This window comes from Cocleimonas flava (genome assembly GCF_004339015.1).
Lineage (GTDB): Bacteria > Pseudomonadota > Gammaproteobacteria > Thiotrichales > Thiotrichaceae > Cocleimonas > Cocleimonas flava.
Window position 1 is genome coordinate 243,598 of sequence record NZ_SMFQ01000002.1, and the last position, 23,445, is coordinate 267,042.

At 41.7% G+C, this 23,445-nt stretch carries 26 protein-coding genes and 2 tRNA genes; 14 read left to right on the forward strand and 14 right to left on the reverse strand.

What is annotated here, in order from left to right:
• Positions 1-6: 6 nt before the first annotated feature.
• From hypA to hypE, 11 genes are all read left to right on the forward strand, one after another.
• A complete protein-coding gene (gene hypA, locus EV695_RS01160; protein ID WP_131904090.1) occupies positions 7-348 on the forward strand; it encodes a hydrogenase maturation nickel metallochaperone HypA in 342 nt (113 codons plus the stop codon).
• Positions 349-368: 20 nt separating this feature from the next.
• A complete protein-coding gene (gene hypB / locus EV695_RS01165) occupies positions 369-1,292 on the forward strand; it encodes a hydrogenase nickel incorporation protein HypB (RefSeq protein WP_131904091.1) in 924 nt (307 codons plus the stop codon).
• Positions 1,289-2,800 carry a sigma-54-dependent transcriptional regulator gene (locus tag EV695_RS01170; protein ID WP_131904092.1) on the forward strand — a complete coding sequence of 504 codons (1,512 nt, stop codon included), beginning with the start codon at positions 1,289-1,291 and terminating at the stop codon, positions 2,798-2,800. The genes hypB and EV695_RS01170 overlap by 4 nt, the downstream gene beginning before the upstream one ends.
• Positions 2,801-2,862: 62 nt before the next feature.
• Positions 2,863-4,254 (forward strand): ATP-binding protein, encoded by a 1,392-nt coding sequence (locus EV695_RS01175; RefSeq protein ID WP_131904093.1) that lies wholly within the window; start codon positions 2,863-2,865, stop codon positions 4,252-4,254.
• Positions 4,247-5,236, forward strand: a complete 990-nt coding sequence (locus EV695_RS01180; RefSeq protein ID WP_131904094.1) for an NADH-quinone oxidoreductase subunit B family protein — start codon at positions 4,247-4,249, stop codon at positions 5,234-5,236. The genes EV695_RS01175 and EV695_RS01180 overlap by 8 nt, the downstream gene beginning before the upstream one ends.
• Positions 5,233-6,678, forward strand: coding sequence for a nickel-dependent hydrogenase large subunit (locus tag EV695_RS01185; protein WP_131904095.1), 1,446 nt, complete (start codon positions 5,233-5,235; stop codon positions 6,676-6,678). Before EV695_RS01180 ends, EV695_RS01185 begins: the two co-directional genes overlap by 4 nt.
• A 131-nt stretch (positions 6,679-6,809) precedes the next feature.
• Entirely contained in the window at positions 6,810-9,332 is a 2,523-nt protein-coding gene (gene hypF / locus EV695_RS01190) for a carbamoyltransferase HypF (protein WP_131904096.1), read from the forward strand.
• Positions 9,323-9,598, forward strand: coding sequence for a HypC/HybG/HupF family hydrogenase formation chaperone (locus EV695_RS01195; RefSeq protein WP_131904097.1), 276 nt, complete (start codon positions 9,323-9,325; stop codon positions 9,596-9,598). The genes hypF and EV695_RS01195 overlap by 10 nt, the downstream gene beginning before the upstream one ends.
• A 116-nt stretch (positions 9,599-9,714) precedes the next feature.
• Positions 9,715-10,416, forward strand: a complete 702-nt coding sequence (locus tag EV695_RS01200) for a D-sedoheptulose-7-phosphate isomerase (protein WP_131904098.1) — start codon at positions 9,715-9,717, stop codon at positions 10,414-10,416.
• Complete coding sequence (hypD, locus tag EV695_RS01205) at positions 10,413-11,546, forward strand: hydrogenase formation protein HypD (RefSeq protein WP_131904099.1); 1,134 nt, start codon at positions 10,413-10,415, stop codon at positions 11,544-11,546. Before EV695_RS01200 ends, hypD begins: the two co-directional genes overlap by 4 nt.
• Positions 11,543-12,601 (forward strand): hydrogenase expression/formation protein HypE, encoded by a 1,059-nt coding sequence (gene hypE, locus EV695_RS01210; protein ID WP_131904100.1) that lies wholly within the window; start codon positions 11,543-11,545, stop codon positions 12,599-12,601. Before hypD ends, hypE begins: the two co-directional genes overlap by 4 nt.
• A 504-nt stretch (positions 12,602-13,105) precedes the next feature.
• Here the strand turns inward: hypE and EV695_RS01215 are convergent.
• Both EV695_RS01215 and EV695_RS01220 read right to left on the reverse strand, forming a co-directional pair.
• Positions 13,106-13,182: transfer RNA gene (locus EV695_RS01215), tRNA-Arg, on the reverse strand.
• Positions 13,183-13,295: 113 nt separating this feature from the next.
• A tRNA-Ser gene (locus tag EV695_RS01220) sits at positions 13,296-13,387 on the reverse strand.
• A 317-nt stretch (positions 13,388-13,704) separates the two neighbouring features.
• On the opposite strand from EV695_RS01220, the gene EV695_RS01225 reads away from it, so the two are divergent.
• On the forward strand, positions 13,705-13,986 hold the full coding sequence (locus EV695_RS01225) for a peptidylprolyl isomerase (RefSeq protein WP_131904101.1): 282 nt from the start codon (positions 13,705-13,707) through the stop codon (positions 13,984-13,986).
• A gap of 60 nt (positions 13,987-14,046) precedes the next feature.
• Here the strand turns inward: EV695_RS01225 and EV695_RS01230 are convergent, their stop codons facing one another.
• From EV695_RS01230 to rpsU, 6 genes are all read right to left on the reverse strand, one after another.
• Complete coding sequence (locus EV695_RS01230) at positions 14,047-15,057, reverse strand: hypothetical protein (protein WP_131904102.1); 1,011 nt, start codon at positions 15,055-15,057, stop codon at positions 14,047-14,049.
• Between the two features lie 185 nt (positions 15,058-15,242).
• Positions 15,243-15,836, reverse strand: a complete 594-nt coding sequence (locus tag EV695_RS01235) for a protein-methionine-sulfoxide reductase heme-binding subunit MsrQ (protein ID WP_131904103.1) — start codon at positions 15,834-15,836, stop codon at positions 15,243-15,245.
• Between the two features lie 80 nt (positions 15,837-15,916).
• Positions 15,917-16,840 (reverse strand): protein-methionine-sulfoxide reductase catalytic subunit MsrP, encoded by a 924-nt coding sequence (gene msrP / locus EV695_RS01240; RefSeq protein ID WP_131904104.1) that lies wholly within the window; start codon positions 16,838-16,840, stop codon positions 15,917-15,919.
• 307 nt (positions 16,841-17,147) lie between these two features.
• Positions 17,148-18,203, reverse strand: coding sequence for a uroporphyrinogen decarboxylase (hemE, locus tag EV695_RS01245; protein WP_131904105.1), 1,056 nt, complete (start codon positions 18,201-18,203; stop codon positions 17,148-17,150).
• Positions 18,204-18,354: 151 nt separating this feature from the next.
• Positions 18,355-18,804, reverse strand: coding sequence for a GatB/YqeY domain-containing protein (locus EV695_RS01250; RefSeq protein WP_131904106.1), 450 nt, complete (start codon positions 18,802-18,804; stop codon positions 18,355-18,357).
• A 96-nt stretch (positions 18,805-18,900) separates the two neighbouring features.
• Positions 18,901-19,116, reverse strand: a complete 216-nt coding sequence (gene rpsU / locus EV695_RS01255) for a 30S ribosomal protein S21 (protein WP_131904107.1) — start codon at positions 19,114-19,116, stop codon at positions 18,901-18,903.
• A gap of 252 nt (positions 19,117-19,368) precedes the next feature.
• On the opposite strand from rpsU, the gene EV695_RS01260 reads away from it, so the two are divergent.
• Positions 19,369-19,686, forward strand: coding sequence for an outer membrane protein assembly factor BamE (locus EV695_RS01260; RefSeq protein WP_131904108.1), 318 nt, complete (start codon positions 19,369-19,371; stop codon positions 19,684-19,686).
• A 13-nt stretch (positions 19,687-19,699) separates the two neighbouring features.
• On the opposite strand, the gene EV695_RS01265 is transcribed toward EV695_RS01260, so the two are convergent.
• Genes EV695_RS01265 through EV695_RS01275 form a run of 3 tightly spaced genes read right to left on the reverse strand, consistent with a single transcriptional unit; the run spans position 19,700 to position 20,696 of the window.
• The gene (locus tag EV695_RS01265) at positions 19,700-19,939 is read right to left on the reverse strand and encodes a hypothetical protein (protein WP_131904109.1); all 240 of its coding nucleotides are present in this window, start codon (positions 19,937-19,939) and stop codon (positions 19,700-19,702) included.
• Positions 19,940-20,272 (reverse strand): RnfH family protein, encoded by a 333-nt coding sequence (locus EV695_RS01270; RefSeq protein ID WP_131904110.1) that lies wholly within the window; start codon positions 20,270-20,272, stop codon positions 19,940-19,942.
• Positions 20,265-20,696 carry a type II toxin-antitoxin system RatA family toxin gene (locus EV695_RS01275; RefSeq protein ID WP_131904111.1) on the reverse strand — a complete coding sequence of 144 codons (432 nt, stop codon included), beginning with the start codon at positions 20,694-20,696 and terminating at the stop codon, positions 20,265-20,267. The genes EV695_RS01270 and EV695_RS01275 overlap by 8 nt, the downstream gene beginning before the upstream one ends.
• Positions 20,697-20,812: 116 nt before the next feature.
• Here EV695_RS01275 and smpB point away from each other — a divergent pair, with 116 nt between their 5' ends.
• The gene (smpB, locus tag EV695_RS01280; RefSeq protein WP_131904112.1) at positions 20,813-21,295 is read left to right on the forward strand and encodes an SsrA-binding protein SmpB; all 483 of its coding nucleotides are present in this window, start codon (positions 20,813-20,815) and stop codon (positions 21,293-21,295) included.
• A gap of 110 nt (positions 21,296-21,405) precedes the next feature.
• On the opposite strand, the gene dnaQ is transcribed toward smpB, so the two are convergent.
• Genes dnaQ through EV695_RS01295 form a run of 3 tightly spaced genes read right to left on the reverse strand, consistent with a single transcriptional unit; the run spans position 21,406 to position 23,422 of the window.
• Positions 21,406-22,125 (reverse strand): DNA polymerase III subunit epsilon, encoded by a 720-nt coding sequence (gene dnaQ, locus EV695_RS01285; RefSeq protein ID WP_207906917.1) that lies wholly within the window; start codon positions 22,123-22,125, stop codon positions 21,406-21,408.
• A 14-nt stretch (positions 22,126-22,139) separates the two neighbouring features.
• Positions 22,140-22,589 (reverse strand): ribonuclease HI, encoded by a 450-nt coding sequence (gene rnhA, locus EV695_RS01290; protein WP_131904113.1) that lies wholly within the window; start codon positions 22,587-22,589, stop codon positions 22,140-22,142.
• The gene (locus EV695_RS01295; protein WP_131904114.1) at positions 22,586-23,422 is read right to left on the reverse strand and encodes a class I SAM-dependent methyltransferase; all 837 of its coding nucleotides are present in this window, start codon (positions 23,420-23,422) and stop codon (positions 22,586-22,588) included. Before EV695_RS01295 ends, rnhA begins: the two co-directional genes overlap by 4 nt.
• Between the last annotated feature and the right edge of the window lie 23 nt (positions 23,423-23,445).

Here is a 23,445-nt window from a genome sequence, read left to right on the forward strand (position 1 = left end):
TAGCACATGCATGAAATGTCTCTTTGCGAGGGTGTATTACAAATAATTGAAACAGAAGCCAGGAATCAGGATTTCGACAAGGTTAAACGAGTCATACTTGATGTTGGTGTATTATCAGGAGTAGAGATTCCCGCATTAGAATTTGCTTTTGAGGTAGTAATGCGGGGATCGATCGCAGAAAACGCTACACTTGAAATCAATGAATTAGAAGCACAGGCATGGTGTATGCAATGTGCTGAAACAGTTACGGTAAAACAGCGCTATGACGCTTGCCCGAAATGTGAAAGTTACCAACTACAGATCAGTAGTGGTGATGAAATGCGTATTAAAGAACTAGAAGTAGATTAAATTCAAAAGAGGATAAAAGAATGTGCACAGTATGCGGATGCGGTAGCGATGAAGTTAAGGTTGAAGGACATTCTCACAATCATAGCCACGATCATGATCACAGTCACAATAATCATAGCCATGAGCACTCTCATGCCAATGGTCACACGCATAGTCATGAACATCACAATCATGAACACAACCAAGACACCCACTATGGCTTAGGTCCAGCTCATGCTCACGTCCCAGGACTTAGCCAATCGAGAATGATAGAAATCGAACAAAATATTCTCGGAAAAAATCATGAATACGCAAATGAAAATCGACGCTTTTTTACCGAACAAGGCGTACTCAGTTTAAATCTAGTATCAAGCCCAGGCTCAGGCAAAACAACACTACTAACTCAAACGATAACTGACCTAAAAGATGATTTATCACTATCCGTTATCGAAGGGGATCAACAAACCGCAAATGATGCCGAACGCATCCGTGCGACAGGCGTTCCCGCATTACAAATCAACACAGGCAAAGGCTGCCATCTTGATGCGCACATGGTCGGACACGCAATGGAAAAAATGACACCAGAAGAAGGTGGAGTCTTATTTATTGAAAATGTTGGAAATCTGGTTTGCCCTGCTGCATTTGATTTAGGTGAAGCACATAAAGTGGCCATACTTTCGGTAACAGAAGGTGAGGATAAACCACTAAAATACCCTGATATGTTTAATGCTGCAGATATCATGCTTTTGAATAAAATTGATCTATTACCTTACCTACAATTTGATGTAGACAAATGTATCGAATATGCTCGACGAGTTAACCCAAGCATTCAAGTATTACAAGTTTCCGCCACATCAGGCGAAGGCATGGAAAACTGGTATCATTGGATTAAATCAACACGTCAAATGAAACTCATTGGACACCCTAGTTTTAATACGACTACAGCAACCGAAAACCATTTATGAGTGATACCTCTGCCAATTTATTACCCAGTATTCTAATCGTTGATGATGAGGCCCGCTCTATAGAAACGTTAGAGCGCATCCTTGATGAATACTTTGATGTTCACACCGCTAGCAATGCAAAAGAAGCGCTCGACATTCTCGAACAAGAGTGGATACAAGTAGTGCTATGCGACCAGAGAATGCCTGATGTTACAGGCGTAGAATTATGCGGACAGATTCGTGAAACCTGGCCTGAAGTTATACGCATGATTATCTCAGGCTACACTGACTCAGAAGATATTATAAACGCGATCAACGAAGGCGGAATTTACCAATACATTAGCAAACCCTGGCACCCGGAAGACGTAATTTTAAAACTTAAAAATGCCGTGGAGTTATCCGAACTCCATCGAAAAAATGAAAGACTAGCTATCGAATTAAAGCTACACCCTAAAACACTAAAAGAAGCGATAGAAGTACAACGAAAAGCCCTGCAATCACATTATAGCTGGGAAGGTATCGTAAGAAGCCCCGACAGCATCATGAACGCGACCTGCGACACAGTAAAGCAAGTCTCTCCTTTTGATGTCAGCGTGTTAATAACCGGCGAATCAGGAACTGGCAAGGAGCTTTGCTCTCGTGCTTTGCATTACAACAGCCTGCGCCAGAATGAGCCATTCGTTGCAGAAAATTGCGGCGCACTACCTGACGAATTATTAGAAAGTGAATTATTCGGCCACAAAAAAGGAGCTTTTACAGGTGCAGTTGAAGATCGGATAGGTCTCTTCGAATCAGCGAATGGCGGCACTATTTTTCTCGATGAAATCGGTGACATCTCCCCCGCTTTTCAACTGAAACTCTTACGAGTCTTGCAAGAAAAAGAAGTTCGCCCGCTGGGTAGCAACAAACGCCGCCCGGTAGATGTTCGCATTGTTGCAGCTACCAATAAAAACCTTGAAGATGAAGTACGAGAAGGTCGATTTCGCCAAGACCTATATTATCGCCTTGCGACATTTACCATCCAATTGCCTCCTCTGCGTGACAGACTCGAAGACATCCCTTACCTCACCACTTTCCTACTTGATGAAATAATGAATGAATTAGGAAAACGTGTAGACGGCATCACAACCGAGACCATGGATTGCTTTCAAAAATACCAATGGCCAGGCAATGTTCGCGAACTACAAAACGAACTAAAACGGATGCTGGTATTGACCCAAACAAACAAACTAGAAGCCAACACAATATCCCCACATATTTTACGCGCTACTCCCGATCATATGCGAAAAGACATGTCTCTTGTGACAGGTAACACAAACGGCACCTTAAAAGACCGGATCGAACAGCTAGAGTCGCGCGTTCTAAAAGAAACCCTAGTAAGGCACAGCTGGAACAAAACACGTGCAGCAGAAGAACTCGGACTATCCAGAGTCGGCCTGCGCAGCAAACTAGAACGCTACGGTTTAGAGCAAGCTGATCAGGATGTGGTACAGTTACCAAGCAAAAAGAAAATAAGTAATAGCAGTTAAATTTAAATACACCCCCCTACTTATAGGCACTTTTTAAGAGAATTAGGAACCATAAAACGACTATGGCATCACAAATAATTCCCCACCACTCTCTAACAGAACAGGTTCCTGATGCACAACAACTAAGCCCAGCGATGGCAGATGATGCATGGATAGAAGTCATCCAGCGAATGGATGCTATCTATGCCGACCTTGTAAATTCTCAAGTTGCACTAGAAGAAAAAAATTCAGAACTAGAACAAACCCAACAATTTATTGAAAGCGTTCTATCATCCATGCACGATGTATTAGTGGTTACTGATATCAATGGAAACATTCAACGCGCCAATCTTGCCCTTGAAAAACTGACAGGAAAAAATAGCCAACAGCTCTGCAATAAACCTTTGAATATTCTTTTCCCCGAATCTGCGATCACGCAAGTTGATGAATTCCCAGAAAAGATTCGTTCAGGTAATCTGGTTGATTGTGAAATCGACATGCTCAATGCCAATAAAAAATCTGTGCCAATGGCCGTCATCTGTAAAGCACATTATGACAACGAAGGTAGACTACTCGGCTCAGTATTAACCGGCAGGCCTTTATATGAAATTCGTAAAGCATACCGCGAACTGAAAGAGACCCATGAAGCTTTAAAAGCAACCCAGCAACAATTGATTCAGTCTGAAAAAATGGCATCCTTAGGTAGACTGGTTGCAGGCGTAGCACATGAACTAAACAACCCAATTAGTTTTGTATTTGGCAACATGTACGCCTTACAAAATTACGAAGTACGCTTTAGTAAATACCTCAAGGCGGTTCACAAAAACATCAGCATCGAGGAGCGCGACAAGTTACGAGCCGAACTTAAAATTGACCGCATTCTGGATGATGTAAAACCACTTTTAGAGGGCTCGCTCGAAGGCTCTACCAGAGTAAAAACAATTGTTCAGGAACTACGTCGCTTCTCAACACCTAAGCTAAACACCTTAGAACGTTTCGACCTGGTAGATCTTATAAAAAGTTCTATTCACTGGGTAACTCATTCCGCGCGCACCAAACCAAAACTCATTACAGAACTACCAGAAACCTTAGAAATCACCGCTAACGAAGGCTATATACATCAAATATTAATAAACCTTTTACAAAATGCATTAGATGCTCTCGAAGAATGCTCGAACCCGACTCTAGAAATCACTCTTATCGAGAAAAAGAATGAGGTAGACATTATCTGCCGAGACAATGGCAAAGGCATTTCTGATAAACACCTATTAAGTATTTTTGACCCTTTCTTCACTACCAAACCTGTTGGCAAAGGAACCGGGCTTGGTTTATATATTAGCTATGGACTTGCAACCGAACAGTGCAATGGAAGCTTAAAGGTCGACAACCACCCTGATGGAGGTGCCATGTTCACCTTATCTCTTCCGTTAAATCATGAACCTTTATCCACAACAACACATACTACCAATGTTTAATGTCTTATGGTTACAATCAGGAGGGTGCGGAGGCTGTAGCCTATCATTGCTCAACGCCGAATCACCCAACTTAATCACTCGATTTAAAAGCGCTCAAATCAATATGCTTTGGCATCCATCTTTAAGCGAAGCCTCGGCTGATGAGTTTATTAATATGCTTGACGATATACTTTCAGACAAAATCCAACTCGACGCACTCTGCCTTGAAGGTTCTGTCATGCAGGGTCCAAATGGCACCGGCAAATTCCACATGCTAGCCGGCACTGGCAAACCCATGATGACATGGCTGGAAGAGCTAGCAGAAAAAGCACATTACACATTAGCGATTGGCTCATGCGCTGCTTTTGGCGGTATCACGGCTGCCGGAAATAACCCTGGGGAAGCTTGCGGATTACAATATGACGGCAAAAAAGCCGGCGGTTTACTTGGAGCCGAATGGCGAACAGCAAGCCAGTTTCCTGTCATTAATGTGGCAGGTTGCCCCACTCACCCCGACTGGGTGACAGATGTTCTGAGCCAATTAGCTATGGGTGACTTAAAACTCAATCATCTCGATGAACTCAATCGTCCACGCGCTTACACCGATCACCTTGTACACCATGGTTGTGGTCGTAGCGAGTATTATGAATACAAAGCAAGCGCGGAAGAACTCGGTGACATAGGTTGCTTTATGGAACACAAGGGCTGCTTAGGCACGCAAGCTCGTGCCGATTGTAATATCCGTCCATGGAATGGAAAAGGCTCTTGCCTTAATGGTGGCTACCCATGCATCAATTGCACCGCCCCAGAATTTGAAGAACCAAGACTAAACTTTACCGAAACACCTAAAATCGCAGGCATCCCCATCGGCCTACCTACCGATATGCCAAAAGCATGGTTTGTTGCACTTTCTTCTCTTTCAAAAGCAGCCACTCCCAAACGCCTAAAAGATAATGCCACAGCCAGTAAAATTATTACCCCACCAGGAAATAAGACACCATGACGCGCAAAATCTTAGGACCTTTCAACCGTGTTGAAGGTGACCTTGAAGTCGAAGTAGAAATCGCTGATGGCATCGTGACCAAGGCATGGGTGAACTCTCCACTTTATCGTGGCTTCGAACAAATCCTGCAAGGCAAACCACCAATGGATGCGCTCACCTATACACCGCGCATCTGTGGCATCTGTTCTGTCTCGCAATCCATTGCTTGCGCAAGCGCCCTCGCACAAATACAAAACATCACACCACCTAGTAATGGCCAATTAGTTTCAAACCTTATTCTTGCCTGTGAAAATATTGCTGATCATTTGACGCACTTTTATCTGTTTTTTATGCCCGACTTCGCCAGAGACAGCTATCAAAATAAATCGTGGCATAAAAACATCTCTAACCGCTTTCGCGCTCAAACAGGCACCGCAACACCCACCATGCTAAAAGCCCGCGCTGAATTTATGCACATCACAGGAATACTTGCAGGCAAATGGCCGCACACACTTAGCATTCAACCCGGCGGAACAACCACCTCTGTCAGCGCATCAGATAAAATACAACTTTTGGGAATATTAACCAGTTTCCGTGAGTTTCTGGAAACTCAACTTTTTGCAGACACTCTAGAAAACATTATCCAACTTGAAACGGATGACTCACTCAAGTCATGGATGGAAAACCACCCACAAGCGGACTTTGCTGAGTTTTTACAGATAGCCGAAGATTTAGATCTGCACAAACTCGGAAAAATCGATGCAAAGTTTATGAGTTATGGCGTTTATACGCATGAAGACAACTCATTCTTACCACAGGGACTCTGGGCGAATGGTGAGCTCAGTGAGCTGGATACCAACCTAATCAAAGAAGATATATCCAGCAGCTGGATGCTCTCTCAAAATGGAGCTAAACACCCCTATCAAGGCAATACATTGCCTGACCCAGATCAAGCTGATGGCTATAGCTGGTGCAAAGCTCCAAGATACAATGAGCAAGTTATCGAAGTCGGCGCACACGCCCGACAAACTATCGCACAGAACCCGTTAGCACTCGACTTGGCAAAAAACAGTCAAAGCAATGTTCGAAACCGGGTTATTGCAAGGCTTCTAGAACTTGCGAGAATTGTCCCAGAAATGGAAAAATGGGTAAGACAAATTAACCCTGAAGAACCATTTCAAATTATTAGCAAACTGCCAGATGAAGCGGAAGGACAAGGCATCATCGAAGCCGCACGCGGAAGTTTAGGGCATTGGATAAGAGTTCGAAACGGCAGAATTTTAAATTATCAGATCATAGCCCCCACAACGTGGAATTTCTCACCAAGAGATAAAGATGATATTGCAGGAGCTTTAGAACAGGCTCTGATTGGAACAGAAGTTGATAATGAAGGAAATGGAAGCGTTGCCATTCAACACGTAGTCAGATCATTCGATCCCTGCATGGTATGCACGGTTCACTGATTGACTTGTATATTCACGACCTAATCCGCTTCTTATTTGCACAAAACTAAAATATCGGATAGTTTTATTACACTTTATAATTAAAACGTAATATTATATTACATAAATACAGATACGAGAAAAATGTAAAAGTGACTCTCCTCCCCAAAACCTCAACCAAACATGCTGAAACGATACGTGTTCGCGGCATTGTTCAGGGTGTAGGTTTTCGCCCTACGGTTTGGAAGATAGCACAGCAATTAGGGCTTTGCGGATGTGTCAGTAATGATGGTGATGGCGTACTAATTGAACTACAAGGTCAGTCTTTATCTATTGATGCATTTATTAATTGTTTAAGCAAAGAAAAGCCAACACTGGCTCGCATTGACAGCATTGAACGGGAACGCAATGAATATATTGACGATACTAGTCAAAATACGGCTTCTAGCTTTAAAATCATTGAGTCTAACCAGTCTAATGCGAACACAGGCATTACCGCAGATGCGGCGACTTGCGATGCTTGTCTGAGCGATATCTTTGATATCAATTTTAATAACACCCCTAATAACAAAACCAAAGAAAACCATCGCAAAGGATATCCTTTTACTAACTGCACTCATTGCGGCCCTAGACTAAGCATTATTCTCGGGATTCCTTATGATCGCGCTCAAACAAGTATGGATGAATTTGAGATGTGCCCATCCTGTTTGCACGAATATAACTCTCCTGCAGATCGCCGATTTCATGCCCAACCTAACGCCTGCCCAAATTGTGGCCCACACGTCTGGCTTGAAGACAATAATGGAAAGTTAGTTTCCGGCTCATACAAAAAAGAGCATTTCAAAGACCCCATCAATGACATACCTATCACCAAAGCAGCTTTATGCATAAGCAATAAAGCAATAGTTGCAATCAAAGGGATTGGAGGCATTCACTTAGCCGCTTGCGCCTGTGATGACGGAAATGGAGAAAGCGCAATACAAAAGCTCCGAATTAGAAAAAAACGCCCACACAAACCTTTCGCCATCATGGCAAAAGACATATCAATGATTGAGCAGTATTGCTACGTAAGTGAGAAAGAGAGAAATTTACTAACTAGCCCTGCTGCCCCTATTGTTATATTAAAGAGGCGCAGCGATAGCATAAAAAACACATCACAACTCTCTAATGATCTGGCGCCTGGACAAAAAACACTTGGCGTAATGTTGCCATACAGCCCTATACATCATTTATTGCTTAATGCATTGAACACACCGATTGTTTTAACCTCTGCTAATGCCAGTCACGAACCACAGTGCATTGATAACAACCACGCACACAAAACACTGAGCAATATTGCAGATTACTATTTACTGCATAACCGCAAGATTGAAAATCGGGTTGATGACTCAGTCGTTCGCATAATGGCAGGCAAGCCTCAATTTTATCGCCGCGCCAGAGGTTATGCCCCTGAATCTTTGCCGTTACCAAAAGATTTTGAAAAAGCTGATGACATTCTAGCGATGGGGGGCGAGTTAAAAAATACTTTCTGTCTGATTAAAAACGGACAGGCAATTTTATCCCAACACATGGGAGATTTAGAAAACTACAAAACTTATGAAGACTATCGCCACAATCTGTCTTTATATGAGAACCTATTCCAACACAATGCCAAACATATCGCGGTAGATTCACACCCTGAATACATCTCCAATAAAGCAGGACATGAGCTTGCTGAAGAGAGAAATCTGACACTCCATCGTATTCAGCATCACCATGCACATATCGCTTCTTGTCTTGCGGACAATCAATACCCACTAAATGGACCACCAGTTTTAGGCATTGTACTGGATGGATTAGGTTATGGCAGCGATGACAAAAATGGAGCACCACTCTGGGGTGGTGAATTCTTATTAGCTGATTACCAGCAAAGCCAGCGCCTTGCACACTTTAAACCCGTTGCTTTACTAGGCGGCTCAATCGCAATGAAACAACCTTGGCGGAATACCTATGCTCATTTACAAACTTGCCTAAATAATGGGAATGGCTGGGATTGGGTAGTAAAAAACCACCCTGATTTAGATCTGGTAAAAAACTTGTCAACCAAGCCACTTGCTACTTTTGATGCCATGATGAATCAAGGTATGAATTGCCCACAAGCTTCATCCGCAGGTCGTCTATTTGATGCCGTCGCTGGCGCAATAGGCATCTGTCAGGAGAAAATTCAATACGAAGGACAAGCCGCGATAGAGCTTGTAAGCTCTATTACAGAGAAGGCTTGGTTAGACTCTCAAACATCAGCTTACAGATTCGATACCAAAAACGAACTAGACCCAACACCCATGTGGAAAGGACTATTACACGACTTATCCTTATCAACTCCTACAGGATTAATATCTGCTCGATTCCACAAAGGCTTATCTAATGCGATTCAAAAAGTGGCAATTAGATTAGCCGCAGACAACAATATACAAACTATCGCTCTATCGGGTGGCGTTTTTCAAAATAAAACTCTGTTTGAAGATGTAAAACAGGGGTTAGAAAAACAAGGTTTTACTGTTTTAGTACACCGCCATGTGCCCGCCAATGATGGTGGCATTGCATTAGGACAGGCAGTAATCACCGCAGCAAGAATACTATCTGAAAAGAATACCAACAAACAAACAGGCAACGCGAGGTCAAATCTATGTGCTTAGGTATACCGGGCCAAATAACAGAAATTACCGATAGCGAAAAATTGCTCGCTAAAGTTGATGTTTCTGGCATCAAAAGAGAAATCAATATCGCCTGTATTATTGATGATGCACACCCACCTGAAAAATGTGTAGGAGACTGGGTACTGGTGCATGTGGGTTTTGCTATGAGCCGTATTGATGAAGACGAAGCAGCTCGAACCTTGCAAATATTAGAGGAGCTTGGTGAAGTTGAAGAAGAACTTAGCGCCATGAAAAACAGCGCTTAAAATGACCACAAGAAAACTCACAAACAAACAAAACGATAACGAAAGCGCCCAATATACACAAAAAAAGGCTCATAAGTGGGGGGGTGTACTTTTAAGTCTATCTCTAGGTACTTTCAATGCCTGAGAATGACAATAAACAACATTTAACGGACCTCTACCCTTTTTTACACAATAAAGAGAAAAATGCTGAACAAGATACTGCAGGCTTATTAGAATCCATCAAACAAAAATCAGAAGAAAGCATTGAAGCCAAACAGCAGTTTTTTTCAACAAATGCAGAGTCATTACTTGAAGCAGCGCGAGCCATAGCAACGGTATATCAAAATGGTGGTCGTATGTATGCAGCTGGCAATGGTGGCTCGAGCTGTGATGCGGCTCACTTTTGCGTTGAGTTTCAACACCCTGTAACAGCGGGTCGCCCTGCTTTGCCAGCAATGAATTTACTCGCCGATACTGCCATGAATTCTGCCGTGGCCAACGATGTGGGTTACTCACATATTTTTGTTCGTCAATTAGATGCCCATGCACGCGAAGGCGATGGTTTTATCGGGTTTTCTACCAGTGGCTGTTCTGAGAATTTACTGTCGGCCTATCATAAAGCGAAAGAAATGAAGCTAGTCACATTAGGCTTGGCAGGTGGCGATGGAGGCGACATGAAAAGCAGCGGTCAAGTCGATCATTGTCTAGTCGTGGAAAGTGACTCAATTCATCGCACCCAAGAAGTTCATGTCGCCTGTTATCACATTGTTTGGGATTTAGTGCACACCTTATTAGCAGATAGCCGCGGACTAGTTTCTCAAGAAGAGGATTTAAAATGAAATTTGTAGATGAATTCCGTGATACGGAAAAAGCAAAAACATTAACCAAAGAAATCCATCGACTAGCAAAAAAACTGGAAAATAAACAGGGAATAAACCAATCCAGACCACTGCAGATCATGGAGTTTTGCGGCGGTCACACCCATACCATTTTTCGTTATGGCATCGAACAAATGCTGCCAGATAATATCGAAATGGTGCATGGCCCAGGTTGCCCTGTATGCGTCCTCCCCATGGGACGTGTTGACGATTGTGTGACATTAGCCGAACGACCAGAGGTTATTTTTACCACCTTCGGTGATGCGATGCGCGTACCGGGATCAAAGAAAAGCTTACTACAAGCAAAGGCAGATGGCGCAGATATAAGGATGACATACTCACCTATGGATGCACTTAATCTTGCACGTACAAATCCTGATCGTGAGGTTATTTTCTTTGGACTAGGCTTCGAAACCACCATGCCAAGCACCGCACTCACAGTATTACAGGCAGAGCGTGAAGGTATTAATAACTTCTCATTATTCTGCAACCACATCACAACAGTTCCCACCATAAAAGCAGTGCTCGATTCACCAGACATGCAACTGGATGGTTTTTTAGCACCTGGTCATGTGGCGATGGTGATTGGCGAACGCCCCTTTGATTTCATTGCCAAGGATTATCACAAACCTCTAGTCATAACAGGTTTTGAGCCTTTGGATATTTTGCATTCAATGTGGATGCTACTCAAACAGATAAATGAAGATCGCAGTGAAGTTGAAAACCAATACACACGCATCGTACCAACAGAAGGCAACACCCCAGCACTTGAAGCGATAAGCAAAGTATTTGAAGTTCGCGAATTCTTTGAATGGCGCGGCTTAGGTTCGATCGATCATTCAGGGGTTCGAATGAAAAAAGAATATACCGCTTATGATGCAGAACAGAAATTCTCTGTGCCTAATTTAAAAATTGCTGATCCTAAATCGTGTCAATGCGGTGAAGTAGTCAAAGGGGTTATTAAACCTTGGGACTGTAAAATTTTCGGCACAAAGTGCAACCCTGAGAACCCTATGGGCGCATTGATGGTCTCATCCGAGGGAGCATGTGCGGCTTATTATAATAATGGCTACGAGAAGAAAATCGCATGATTGATTTAGAAAACTTACCTAAAACAAAGTTTAGAGGCAAAAATATAACACTGGCCCACGGCGCTGGCGGAAAAGCCATGCGCGATCTTATCGATGAAATATTTGTAGCAGGCTTTGATAGCCCAGAATTAACTCTATTAGAAGATCAGGCACGCTTTGATCTAAGCAATCTAAACAAACTCGGCAATCGTTTGGCAATGACCACTGACTGCTATGTAGTTGACCCACTATTTTTCCCCGGGGGAGACATTGGTAAGCTCGCGGTAACCGGTACGGTCAATGATCTAGCCGTTGGTGGAGCAACCCCGCTATACCTCACCTGTGGCATGATTATCGAAGAAGGCTTCCCTATAGATGACCTACAACGCATCGTGGCATCCATGAAATCTACCGCAGATTCTGCAGGTGTTCGCATCGTTACAGGCGACACAAAAGTCGTCCCCAGAGGTGCCGCAGATAAGTTATTCATCAATACTGCAGGTGTTGGTGTAATACCTGAAACCAGCAACATTCAGGCTAACCGTGCACAAGCCGGTGACGTCGTCGTCATAAACGGTTACGTCGGTGATCACGGTGCGGCTATCGTCGACGCACGTGGCGAGTTAGCTTTAGAAATTAGTACCGTAACCGACTGCCAGCCACTCAACGACCTAATCACCGAAATGTTAAAAGTGTGCCCCGACATCCACTGCATGCGTGATGCTACACGAGGCGGATTAGCCACCGTGCTCAATGAATTTGCCAGTAGCAGTGAGGTTGCGATACAACTAGATAACACCAAAATCCCTGTCAGAGAAGAAGTACGCGGTGTTTGTGAAATTTTAGGACTAGACCCACTCTATTTAGCCAACGAAGGAAAGCTTATTGCAATAGTCTCAAAAGAGGATTCGGAATCTTTATTAGCTGCCATGCAAAAACACCCTATTGGGAAAGACAGCTGTATTATTGGCGCTGTGGAAGAATCTCCTCAAGGGAAAGTCATTCTAGAAACAGGCTTTGGAGGAAATCGAATTATTGATATGTTAATTGGAGAACAATTGCCCAGAATTTGCTAGCTAATTACAGACAATTAATTAAAAAACTGGACAGACACCCAATCAGTTCAATCTAAAACGAAGATGAGAATCCGCAACAAACAAATATAATGCATTTGTTATACCTGATTCCACAATGAAAAGCCATAATAAGCCTAGATTAGCTTGAATAGCGTCTCTCAGAGTACTTTAGAGACGTTTACAATTTTACACCCCACATCTTTATCCTTTGACATAGAAAATCCCGTCAAGACCTTAATAATGCCGCACGAGGCAAAATCCAAAAACAAACAGAGCTTCCCATATTCGTCAAATTCACAAAACTAGAAGATAACTTTCTAAGCACAAAATAGAGTCATCGCTAATCACTTCTCTCAAAACGAGACAGAGGATAGCTAATGCATTTAAATTACTGGTGATCCAGAAGAAGCAAGCTCAGATCTAAAGCCTACAGGGAAAAATGTCGGACATAAAAAAGCAGCTAGAGGTTATGTAAACCTAAATAGCTGCTTTATATACGTAATATGGCGCGCTGGGGAGGATTCGAACCCCCGACCCTCTGGTTCGTAGCCAGATACTCTATCCAACTGAGCTACCAGCGCAGGTCTTGATAAATCAAGGATGCGTATTCTGCTTTTTTAAACTTTACAAGTCAAGCGATAGATAATCTCTTGTCATAAAGTTTGCAAATTAATACGACTTTACGCAATTAAAATGGCGGAGAAGGAGGGATTCGAACCCTCGATCCGGGATAAACCAGATACTCCCTTAGCAGGGGAGCGCCTTCGGCCACTCGGCCACTTCTCCAATTTCAATCGTGTTTTTTTACGAAGCGCAAGAATACCTGTGCTAGAGACTAAGGTAAAGTCTGAATTTCAAAAAAACACATACAATTTTAGGTTTATTCAAAAAACAGCCCCAAAGTCGGGAGGTGGCTTATTTTTTATATAAAAACAGACTAAATTTTTCTTCTTTTTCATTATTATTAATCACAATATCTAACGCTACTTTTCTCTCCAACGCTTCAAAAAATTGTGATAACCACACGAAAAGTAGATTTTTACCCTCAAGAAACCTTTTCTTATATATAATCCATTCCGAATTTATTCTATTAGGAGAATACCATGGCACAAGCCAGCGCTCGTCATTTACTCGTTGATACTGAAGAAAAGTGTAACGAATTGAAAAAACAAATTGAAGAAGGTGCCGATTTCGGTGCAATCGCTCAACAACATTCGAGCTGCCCTTCAAAAGCACAGGGTGGTGATTTAGGTTCTTTTGGCCCAGGCCAGATGGTTCCTGAGTTTGATAAAGTTGTATTCAGCGCGCCAGTTAACACGGTACAAGGCCCTGTTAAAACACAGTTTGGATATCATCTACTTGAAGTAACAAGTCGCACAGACTAATTACAAAAGCACATAAAAAAAGCCCTGATGATCAGGGCTTTTTTTATATCTAAATTTTGTCTAGATCGGATTGCGATATGTATTCGTTCTGTTTCTCCAACCAGGCAACCACTTCTTTTCATTTCTACTTGGATTAGAATTTCTTACTCTACGTTCTAACACTCTCATCGAGGCATCTGCAAATTCATTAAGCGCTTGCTGTCCTGGGTTAACTGGACGCATTTCTTCAAGCACTTGCAATAATCCCCAGTTTTGGCCTTTATAGCCGCCACTTCTGTTTAGGCCTTCACCTTTGAAATTTACATAATCAACAAGCACATACCTTCCACCTCTCGAATTTGCTACAGCGTTCAAGTTATTCGCAACTTGTCCTCGTAAATGTTGAGGTGTATTTTTAACGAGCTTAGGCATGGCACGCATAGCACGATCCATAATATATTTGGCTTGCAAGTGGCGCGTGTTGTATAAAAGTTGTGAAAATTGTTTGATTTCAGGACTGTTTTTAGCAGCCATTAATTGCTCTCTATTTCTCCAAGGAGCTCCTTCAAATCGTGCTCTTTGCACCCATGCCGGAAGTTGCACACCGTTTTTCTGCAAATAATCTAGCAATCCCGGAAATGTATTACCAAACCTTTGGCTTCGACCCGATGGATACCAGGTGAAATGACCTATCCCCATTGCGGCGAAATCTTCCCTTAAATTCCAATGCACGAGCTGATCGATACGTCCGCCTGTTTCATTCTTGAATATTTGGTCACCAATACCATAGAGTTCTGATAACTCTGCTTGCTGACGCGCATCTGGCGAAGGTTGAGCAGGTCTTACAACAACTCTTGGCTGTTGCACAACAGGACGCCTTACTTGTTGCTGAGATACGCTCTGCTTGTAGGTAGGCGCTCTTCTCTGTTGTTGAAAAACTACCTGTTGAGGTTTCGGTGTTTGTTTGGGGGTTTGGACATAATATGTCTTTGAAGAATTAGCTGTGTTCTGGGGTGCTGCAGATTGCTGACTACAAGCTGACAATCCCAATAGGGACGCCGCAGCTACTGCACTAAAGGCTTTAACTTTCATAGAGTTACCATGTTTTATTATTATTATTTTTGGAGCTACTTTTACAGCCAATGTAATTATGGCTAGTAAAGTGGTTCACTGGTCTAACTATGGTACATAATATACGAATGAAAAACCCAGTCGAGAAAGTCACGACGAATGGACATATTTATTTACAATATCAGATATAAAAACAATGACTTAGCTTATTTACTAAATTTATTGAATAGCCTTTCACCTAATAAAATAGCCAGTATGACTGCATAAATAACAGGCTCCGTAATATCCAGCTTTACCATCCACCAAAAATGCAGAACACCCAACATAGAAATAGGGTAAATCAGCATGTGCAACTTCTTCCATTTCTTCCCTAGTCGCTTAATCATTCCGTTAGTCGATGTAACCGCTAAAGGTGTAAGCAATATAACGGCAACCATACCCACCGTTATAAAAGGACGCTCCAGGATATCAAACCAGATCTCTTCCCAGTCAAAAAAATGATCAAACCAAAGATACCCAAATAAATGCAGTACCACATAGAAATAGGCGTATAAACCCACCATGCGGCGCAAACGGAGTAATTGAGGCCAATTGAATAAACGCCTTAGAGGAGATATCGCCAGCGTAAGCAACAGAACTCTTAAACCCCAGTCACCTAAACCTCTGATAACAGCCTCTAAGGGATTAGCACCTAGCGAATCCTGCCAGACTCCCCAAGCATAATAGATAGCTGGGAGTAACAATAATGCGAATAGTGATGGCCTAAGAATGCGCGAAAACTTATTTTCAGAGATTTTCATTATTTAGCAGCCCTCAATGAAATGACTTATTTTTATTAGATGAGTCAATCTTCAGATAATTAATGCGTGACGCTTCGCACTTAGAAATTTTTCTTTAAGTCCATTCCCGCATACAGTGATGCTACTTGTTCGCCATAGCCATTAAACAGCTGGGTTTTAATTTTACGGAATTCACCGATACGTCTCTCTCTGCGTTGACTCCACCGTGGATGCGAGACATCAGGATTCACATTTGAGAAAAAACCATATTCATTTTCATTCGCTTTTTGCCAGGAATTTACTGGCTGCGTTTCAGAAAATCGTATTTTAGCAATACTCTTAATGCTCTTAAATCCGTATTTCCAGGGAACGACCAATCGCAACGGCGCGCCATTTTGATTCAATAAATCTTTGCCGTAGATTCCCGTACCCATGAGGGTTAATGGATTCATTGCCTCATCCATTCTTAATCCTTCCACATAAGGCCAATCGAGCACTGCACGTCTCTGACCTGGCATTTGCTTAGGGTCATGCAATGTTTCAAAGTACACATATTTTGCTTTGGATGTTGGCTGCATACGCTTGATGAGATCCGCTAGGGGAAAGCCCATCCAGGGAATTACCATTGACCAGCCCTCTACACAACGAAAGCGATATATTCTTTCTTCTACAGAAACAGGTTTTAACAAATCTTCAAGGTTATATTTACCCGGCTTTTCGCATTCTCCTTCTACGATTACATCCCACGGAGAAGTGACTAAAGTATGCGCATTTTTCGCTGGGTCTTCTTTCCCCGTACCAAATTCATAAAAGTTACAGTAAGTGGTTATGTCTTTGTAGTCAGTCAGCTTTTCGTCGGTTGAATAAGGAGATACTGTTTTGGCTGAAGCCTCGATAATAGGCATACCACTGACCGCTGCAATACCGATTCCTGCAGCCGTCTTCATAAATTTACGTCGATTATGATAGACCGAAAAGTCTGTCACTTCATTTTCGCTAAGTTCGTTATTTTTTTTAATTAACATCTATAAGCTCCGTTATAACATTCAAAATCGAATATATCATAAGGCATACATGAAACCTTTTGACTGCACTCTAACAAAAGTAATACTCGATAGAGAATTCACACTTGGATTTTAATACGAAGTTAAATAGTTTTTGTACGCAAAATAAGAAAGGATTTTGCGAAAAAAGGAAGGCAATACTTAGGGCTAGCCTGATGACAGAAAGGAGGAATGCTTAGTACACCCCCCTACTTTGAGGCGTTTTTTTTAGATAAATATTAGATGGATGTTAGACCCATCTAATATTTAATTTATAACTTATTAAGAGTTACTGTTTACCGTATTCGTGAACAGCATCAACCAGAACAGTGACATTATCAGGGTCAATATGCTGATGTATTCCGTGGCCTAGGTTAAATACATGTCCTGTGCCTTTTCCAAAGCCAGTGATGACTTTTTTCACTTCATCTTTAATTGTATCAGCAGACGCATACAAAACACTAGGATCCATATTACCCTGCAAAGTCACCTTATCACCAACTCGTTGACGAGCACTTGCGATATCTTGTGTCCAATCCAGACCAAGCGCATCACAACCAGTCTCAGCCATGATTTCTAACCATTGACCTCCGCCTTTAGTAAATAACGTGACGGGTACTCGACGACCATCCGCTTCGTGCGTTAATCCAGATACGATTTTTTGCATATACGCCAAAGAAAATTCTTTGTATTTTTCTGGCGAAAGCACACCACCCCAGGTATCAAAAACCATCACCGCTTGAGCCCCAGCAGCAATCTGTGCATTTAGATAAGACGTTACACTGGAGGCTAACTTATCCAGCAAAAGATGCATTGCCTGAGGATTCTCAAACATCATTCCTTTTACTTTACCAAAATCTTTAGTCGTTCCACCTTCAACCATATAAGTTGCCAGTGTCCACGGACTGCCAGAGAAACCAATTAACGGCACTCGGCCATTTAACTCTCGTCGAATGGTACGAACGGCATTCATCACATACTGCAATTCATTCTCTGGATCAGGATCGGGAAGTTGCTGAATATCAGACAGAGTCTTTAAGGGACGTTCGAACTTCGGCCCTTCTCCTTCTGCAAAATATAGACCTAAGCCCATCGCATCTGGAATTGTTAAAATATCAGAGAAAAGTATCGCAGCATCAAGATCATAGCGCTCTAAAGGCTGAAGCGTCACTTCACAAGCTAAATCTGCATTCTCACACAAATCCATAAAACTTCCGGCTTTTGCACGAGTTGCCCGATACTCAGGTAAATAACGACCTGCTTGGCGCATAATCCATACTGGCGTTGTATCAACGGGCTGCTTGAGTAAAGCTCTTAGAAATCTATCGTTTTTCAATTCTGACATGGATGGAATTGTCCTGAACTAATTACATCAAAACAGAAAGTTTTAGATGTATTAAATTTATATAAAGAAGGTGTCATATTGTTATATGACAAATGATGACAGAATTTACTATGACATATCGTTGATGAACATACGATATGAAACAATTCTTTTAACCGGCTAAAGCGCTTTTGATGATACCGCTGATCTTACCCATATCAGCACGACCTTGCATCTGAGGCTTAAGAATAGCCATAACTTTTCCCATGTCCTTCATGCTTTCAGCACCAGAACTTGCGATTGCTTCTGTTACAAGACTCTGGACTTCATCATCGCTTAGCGGCTCAGGCAAATAGCGCTGAATGAAACCGAGTTCCATTTCTTCCTGCGCAACCAGATCGTCACGACCAGCATCTTTAAACTGACTGATAGATTCACGACGCTGTTTACTCAATTTGTCGAGTATAGCGAGTACATCAGTATCATTGAGATCTTCACGGGTATCGACTTCTTGCTGCTTGATAGCAGCTAAGATAGTACGAACTGTCATTAGGAGGTCTTTCTCTTTGGCGCGCATTGCCGCTTTCATATCATCGGAAAGGCGTTGTTTTAAGTCTGACATACTAGTGATCTTTGATTTGCTTGTAATAGTTAAATTGGATTAGCGTAAAACGCTAAGACACCCAATCAACTATAGTTAGCGATAAGAATGTATTGATTAATACATTCTTACGCGACGATTAATTTCGCGCTTTAAATTCTTGATGTTGCGCTTTACTGCAGCAGCCTTCTCTCTCTTACGGATTGAAGTTGGCTTTTCATAAAATTCGCGACTACGAACTTCAGCTACTACACCAGCTTTTTCACAGGTACGCTTGAAACGACGTAATGCAATTTCAAAAGGCTCGTTTTCTCTAACTTTTACACTTGGCATATTGTTGCTCTGTTTTATATTACTAATAGATAGTAAGTTAAATGAATATAGGTTTTAAAAGAACGGGATATTATACGCCTCACTAGAGCAAATGCAAAATCGAATTTACAATTATTTGTAATTAATACTCAATTGTTTCTTTGCCTAGCACCAAATAATCATAGTTATTCACCTTTTAACCTAAAAAACTAATAGCTCTCGATAAAATATTGTAGAATAATTAACCAATTACAAAATAAGCCTATAAAAATTATGTTTAAGACAACACCCAACTCAATGCTAAAAGTAATTCTTACTCTGACATTCACATTACTGGTATCAGGTTGCTCTATCTATAAAATGGAAGTTCAACAGGGTAATGCACTAAACAATGAGACCGTCTCTCAACTCCAAAAGGGTATGAGCAAGGCAGAAGTTGCTTCTTTACTGGGAAATCCATTACTTCAGGATAATTTCAGAAGTAACCGCTGGGACTATATCTACTTTAAGCGCAGTGGCAATAAATTAGGCAACAAACAGAACCTGACGTTATTTTTTGAGAACGACCAGCTGATTCAAGTTAGAAAGTAATTGAGCGATTAGCCTAGAGCCATTCGCTTAAGTAGTAAATATATTGTCCTTCCGATGATTTTGAAGGACCCACCACAATAGCAGCAAACTTTTTCTTTTCTTCGGCTGCGTTAGATACAGCTAATTCTTTAGTCTCAAAAATTTCAACGCAATTCGCAGGAAAGCGCTTTCTGTTTCTTTTAGGCACATACACGACAGCGAACCTTGGCAGTGAAACCTCAGTTTGAGGATCTGGCGGCACCATTCCTCTCATTTACTTTTCGACCTTATCAGCTTTAGCCTCACCACCACCTTTCTTAAGCGCTTTACCTTCAGCGGCGCGTTTTTTACGTACTTCTTTCGGGTCTGCAATTAACGGGCGATAAATCTCTATCCGGTCTTTATCCCTCACTTTTTGCTTCATGGTTGTTACTTTGCCAAAGAGTCCGACTTTCATCGTATCCAAATCGAGTTCTGGGTATTGCTCCAACACTCCCGACTGTTGAATAACCTGTCGCACCTCTTCGCCCTCTTCGACTTCTGTAACTAGCAGGTTTTGCTCTTCGGGTAACGCATAAATGACTTCTACATGGATTCGATTAGCCATAAACCACCTTAGCTTGCTTTACAAAAGAATCAACCATGGTGTTGGCAACTTGATTGAAGACCGGACCAACGACCACACTGAGAATCTTACTCGAAAACTCATACTCTAAATCAAGCGACACCTTACAAGCGCCAGGCTTTAATTCTTTAAAAGTCCAAAAACCATGCAGTTTTTTAAACGGACCATCCACCAGCGTCATTTCTATTTGTTGATTTTCAGTGAGTATATTTTTGGTAGTAAAGGATTTTTTAACCGAGCCTTTTGATATGGTAACCGAACCCACCACAGTATTTCCTTCTCGTGAAATTTCTTCTGAGGACCCGCACCAAGGCAGAAATTGCTGATACGATGACACATCATCAACGAGTTTATACATCTGTTCTGCACTATATGGTACTAATGCGCTTTTATTTACTTGAGACATAAAAAAAAACCACTACAATCCTTCTACCTAACTTACATGATATTCTAACAGCGAATATTTAGATTCGTCAGGTTATAATCCCTTTTTACTCAATATAGCAACAGGCTAGTATTTAGATGGCAAAGAAAAACAAAAAGAAAAAAGGTCATGGTGGCCAAACCATAGCGCGCAATAAGGTTGCGTTTCATGACTATTTTATTGAAGACACGTTTGAAGCTGGCATGGTTCTGGAAGGCTGGGAAGTTAAAAGTCTACGCGATGGTCGTGCCCAGCTAAAAGAAGGTTATGTGTTCATTAAGAATGGAGAAGCGTGGATATCTGGCGCTCAAATTACACCACTATTAACCGCATCTACTCACATTCATCCTAATGCAACTCGCGTAAGAAAACTTTTATTGCACGATTACGAAATTGTAAAACTAAAAGCAGAAGTTGATCGTAAAGGTTACTCAATATTGCCACTCTCTCTTTATTGGAAAAACAATCGAGTTAAGTTAGAAATTGGTGTTGGTAAAGGTAAAAAGCAACACGACAAACGTGCAACTGAAAAAGAAAAGGATTGGAACAGAGACAAACAGAGAGTGTTAAAAGGGAGATAAGACCAAAGAAACACTCATTTATAAGTTATTCATCAAATAGGCACCCCCCTACTTATAACGAGTTTTTTTTGTTTTATTACCTTACCGCACAGCCCCTGGATAGTTTCTAATTAGCTCTTCCAGAGGGTCTTACCAGCCTCTTCTTGAATTTTTTGCAAATATTCCTGATGACTATCTAATTCTGTAGCGTCGGCTTTTATTACTGCAAATGGCTTTCGTTCTGTATCCAGGCGAGTGAATGTCATTACACCAACCTCTGTCTCACTAGATCCTTCTGCTCCTAACGATAACGCTGTTTGCCCACCTGTCATCGCTAGATAAACATCAGCAAGTATCTCGGAGTCTAATAGCGCCCCATGTAATTGACGATGATCATTGCTGATCATATAGCGCTTACACAACGCATCCAGAGAATTACGCTGCCCTGGATGAAGTTCTCTAGCTTGTACCAAGCTGTCACTGATTTCGCAGATTGTGGCAAGGTCATTTATTCCGCCGGCAACATCGGCAGACAATAAAGAGAGCTCGTAATTTAGGAAACCAATATCAAAAGGTGCATTGTGAATGATTAACTCTGCACCTTTCACATAATCTAAAAAGTCGACAGCAATCTCATTAAACCTGGGCTTGTCTGCCAGAAATTCAGAAGTAATACCATGAACTGCCAAAGCCTCTTCATCACTTTCACGATCTGGCTTGATGTATTGATGATAGTTATTATTGGTCAACTTTCTATCGACCATCTCCACACAACCGATTTCAATGATTCGGTGTCCATCGCGCGTTTCTAAACCAGTGGTTTCAGTATCAAGAAAAATCTGTCTAATCATTTAAATATATTACCTTAGGTATTCCCTTTCTTTTCATCCATGGCGCGATTCGCCAAATCATCCGCCCGTTCATTACCCGGATGACCACTATGACCTTTAATCCAATGCCAATTAATATTGTGAGTTTGTACCGCAGCATCTAATCGCTGCCATAAATCTTTATTTTTTACAGGTTTCTTTGCGGCGGTTTTCCAGCCACGTTTTTTCCAGCCATCCATCCATTCCAGAATACCTTTTCGGACGTATTGAGAATCCGTAGTCAGTTCTATTTCACAAGAACGAGATAGCATCTCCAAAGCACTGATTGCAGCCATTAATTCCATGCGGTTATTCGTGGTTTCAGCCTCATAACCATAGATTTCTTTCTCGTGCTCACCAAACTTCAATACCGCACCCCAACCACCTGGACCAGGATTTCCCCTGCATCCACCGTCTGTATAGACGATTACTTTCTGTTCACTCATAAATTCGAATAATTATCTTGTCTTATTTTTTTTGCGGTTCTGTTTAATGCGACTTTACCGCCACTTAACACAGCCGGCGCCTGCCAGACCTTCTTATCTGGCCGCATTGCTATGACACGTTTTTTAGCGTGTATCACATACATATTTCCTAAAATAGGCCCTGTATATTCACCCCAACTTTCCAACCAACGTAAACTTTCGAAAAGTTTTTTATTTTTTACGCCAGGTCTATAACCCAGATAGTTAACATCCAGTACTTTAAATCCCAAGAGTGAAAACCAGTCTTTCACTCTATTGACGCTACGCATTTTATAGGGACTCTGGCGCTTTTGACGAAAGTGCCTCATTTGACGCCCAAGATTAGAAAGTGAATGAGGATTAAACCCAATTAAAATACAATGACCCTCGGGCACCAGTATTCTATCAATTTCTCGTAGCACCTGATGAGGATTTTTTGAAGACTCTAATATGTGGCTTGCAACAACAAGATCGACATTATCAGTAGATATCGGCAGCTGTTCGTTTGCCGCTATCAAAGAATAATTTTTATTCAGTTGCGACGCTAACGGCCCATTTTTTTCAATAGCATTCTTAGCTATACCTTCCCTAAACTTTAGCGCTTCGTCATTAACCAAAGAGAAGTCTGCGGTAATCCTGGAATGCTTTAATAAATCAGTCTGACCACTCAAAACACCCATTTGTATTGCATAATAACCAAATATTTCTGACATTAAATCAGAAAAAAAACCATCTAATTCGTCTAAGGTTGCGGCTCCAGAATGAGAGCTATACCAATTAGAACAATGCTTTAGTACTTCTTCGTTGTTTCTCATTTACTATTTAATCACCTCGTATA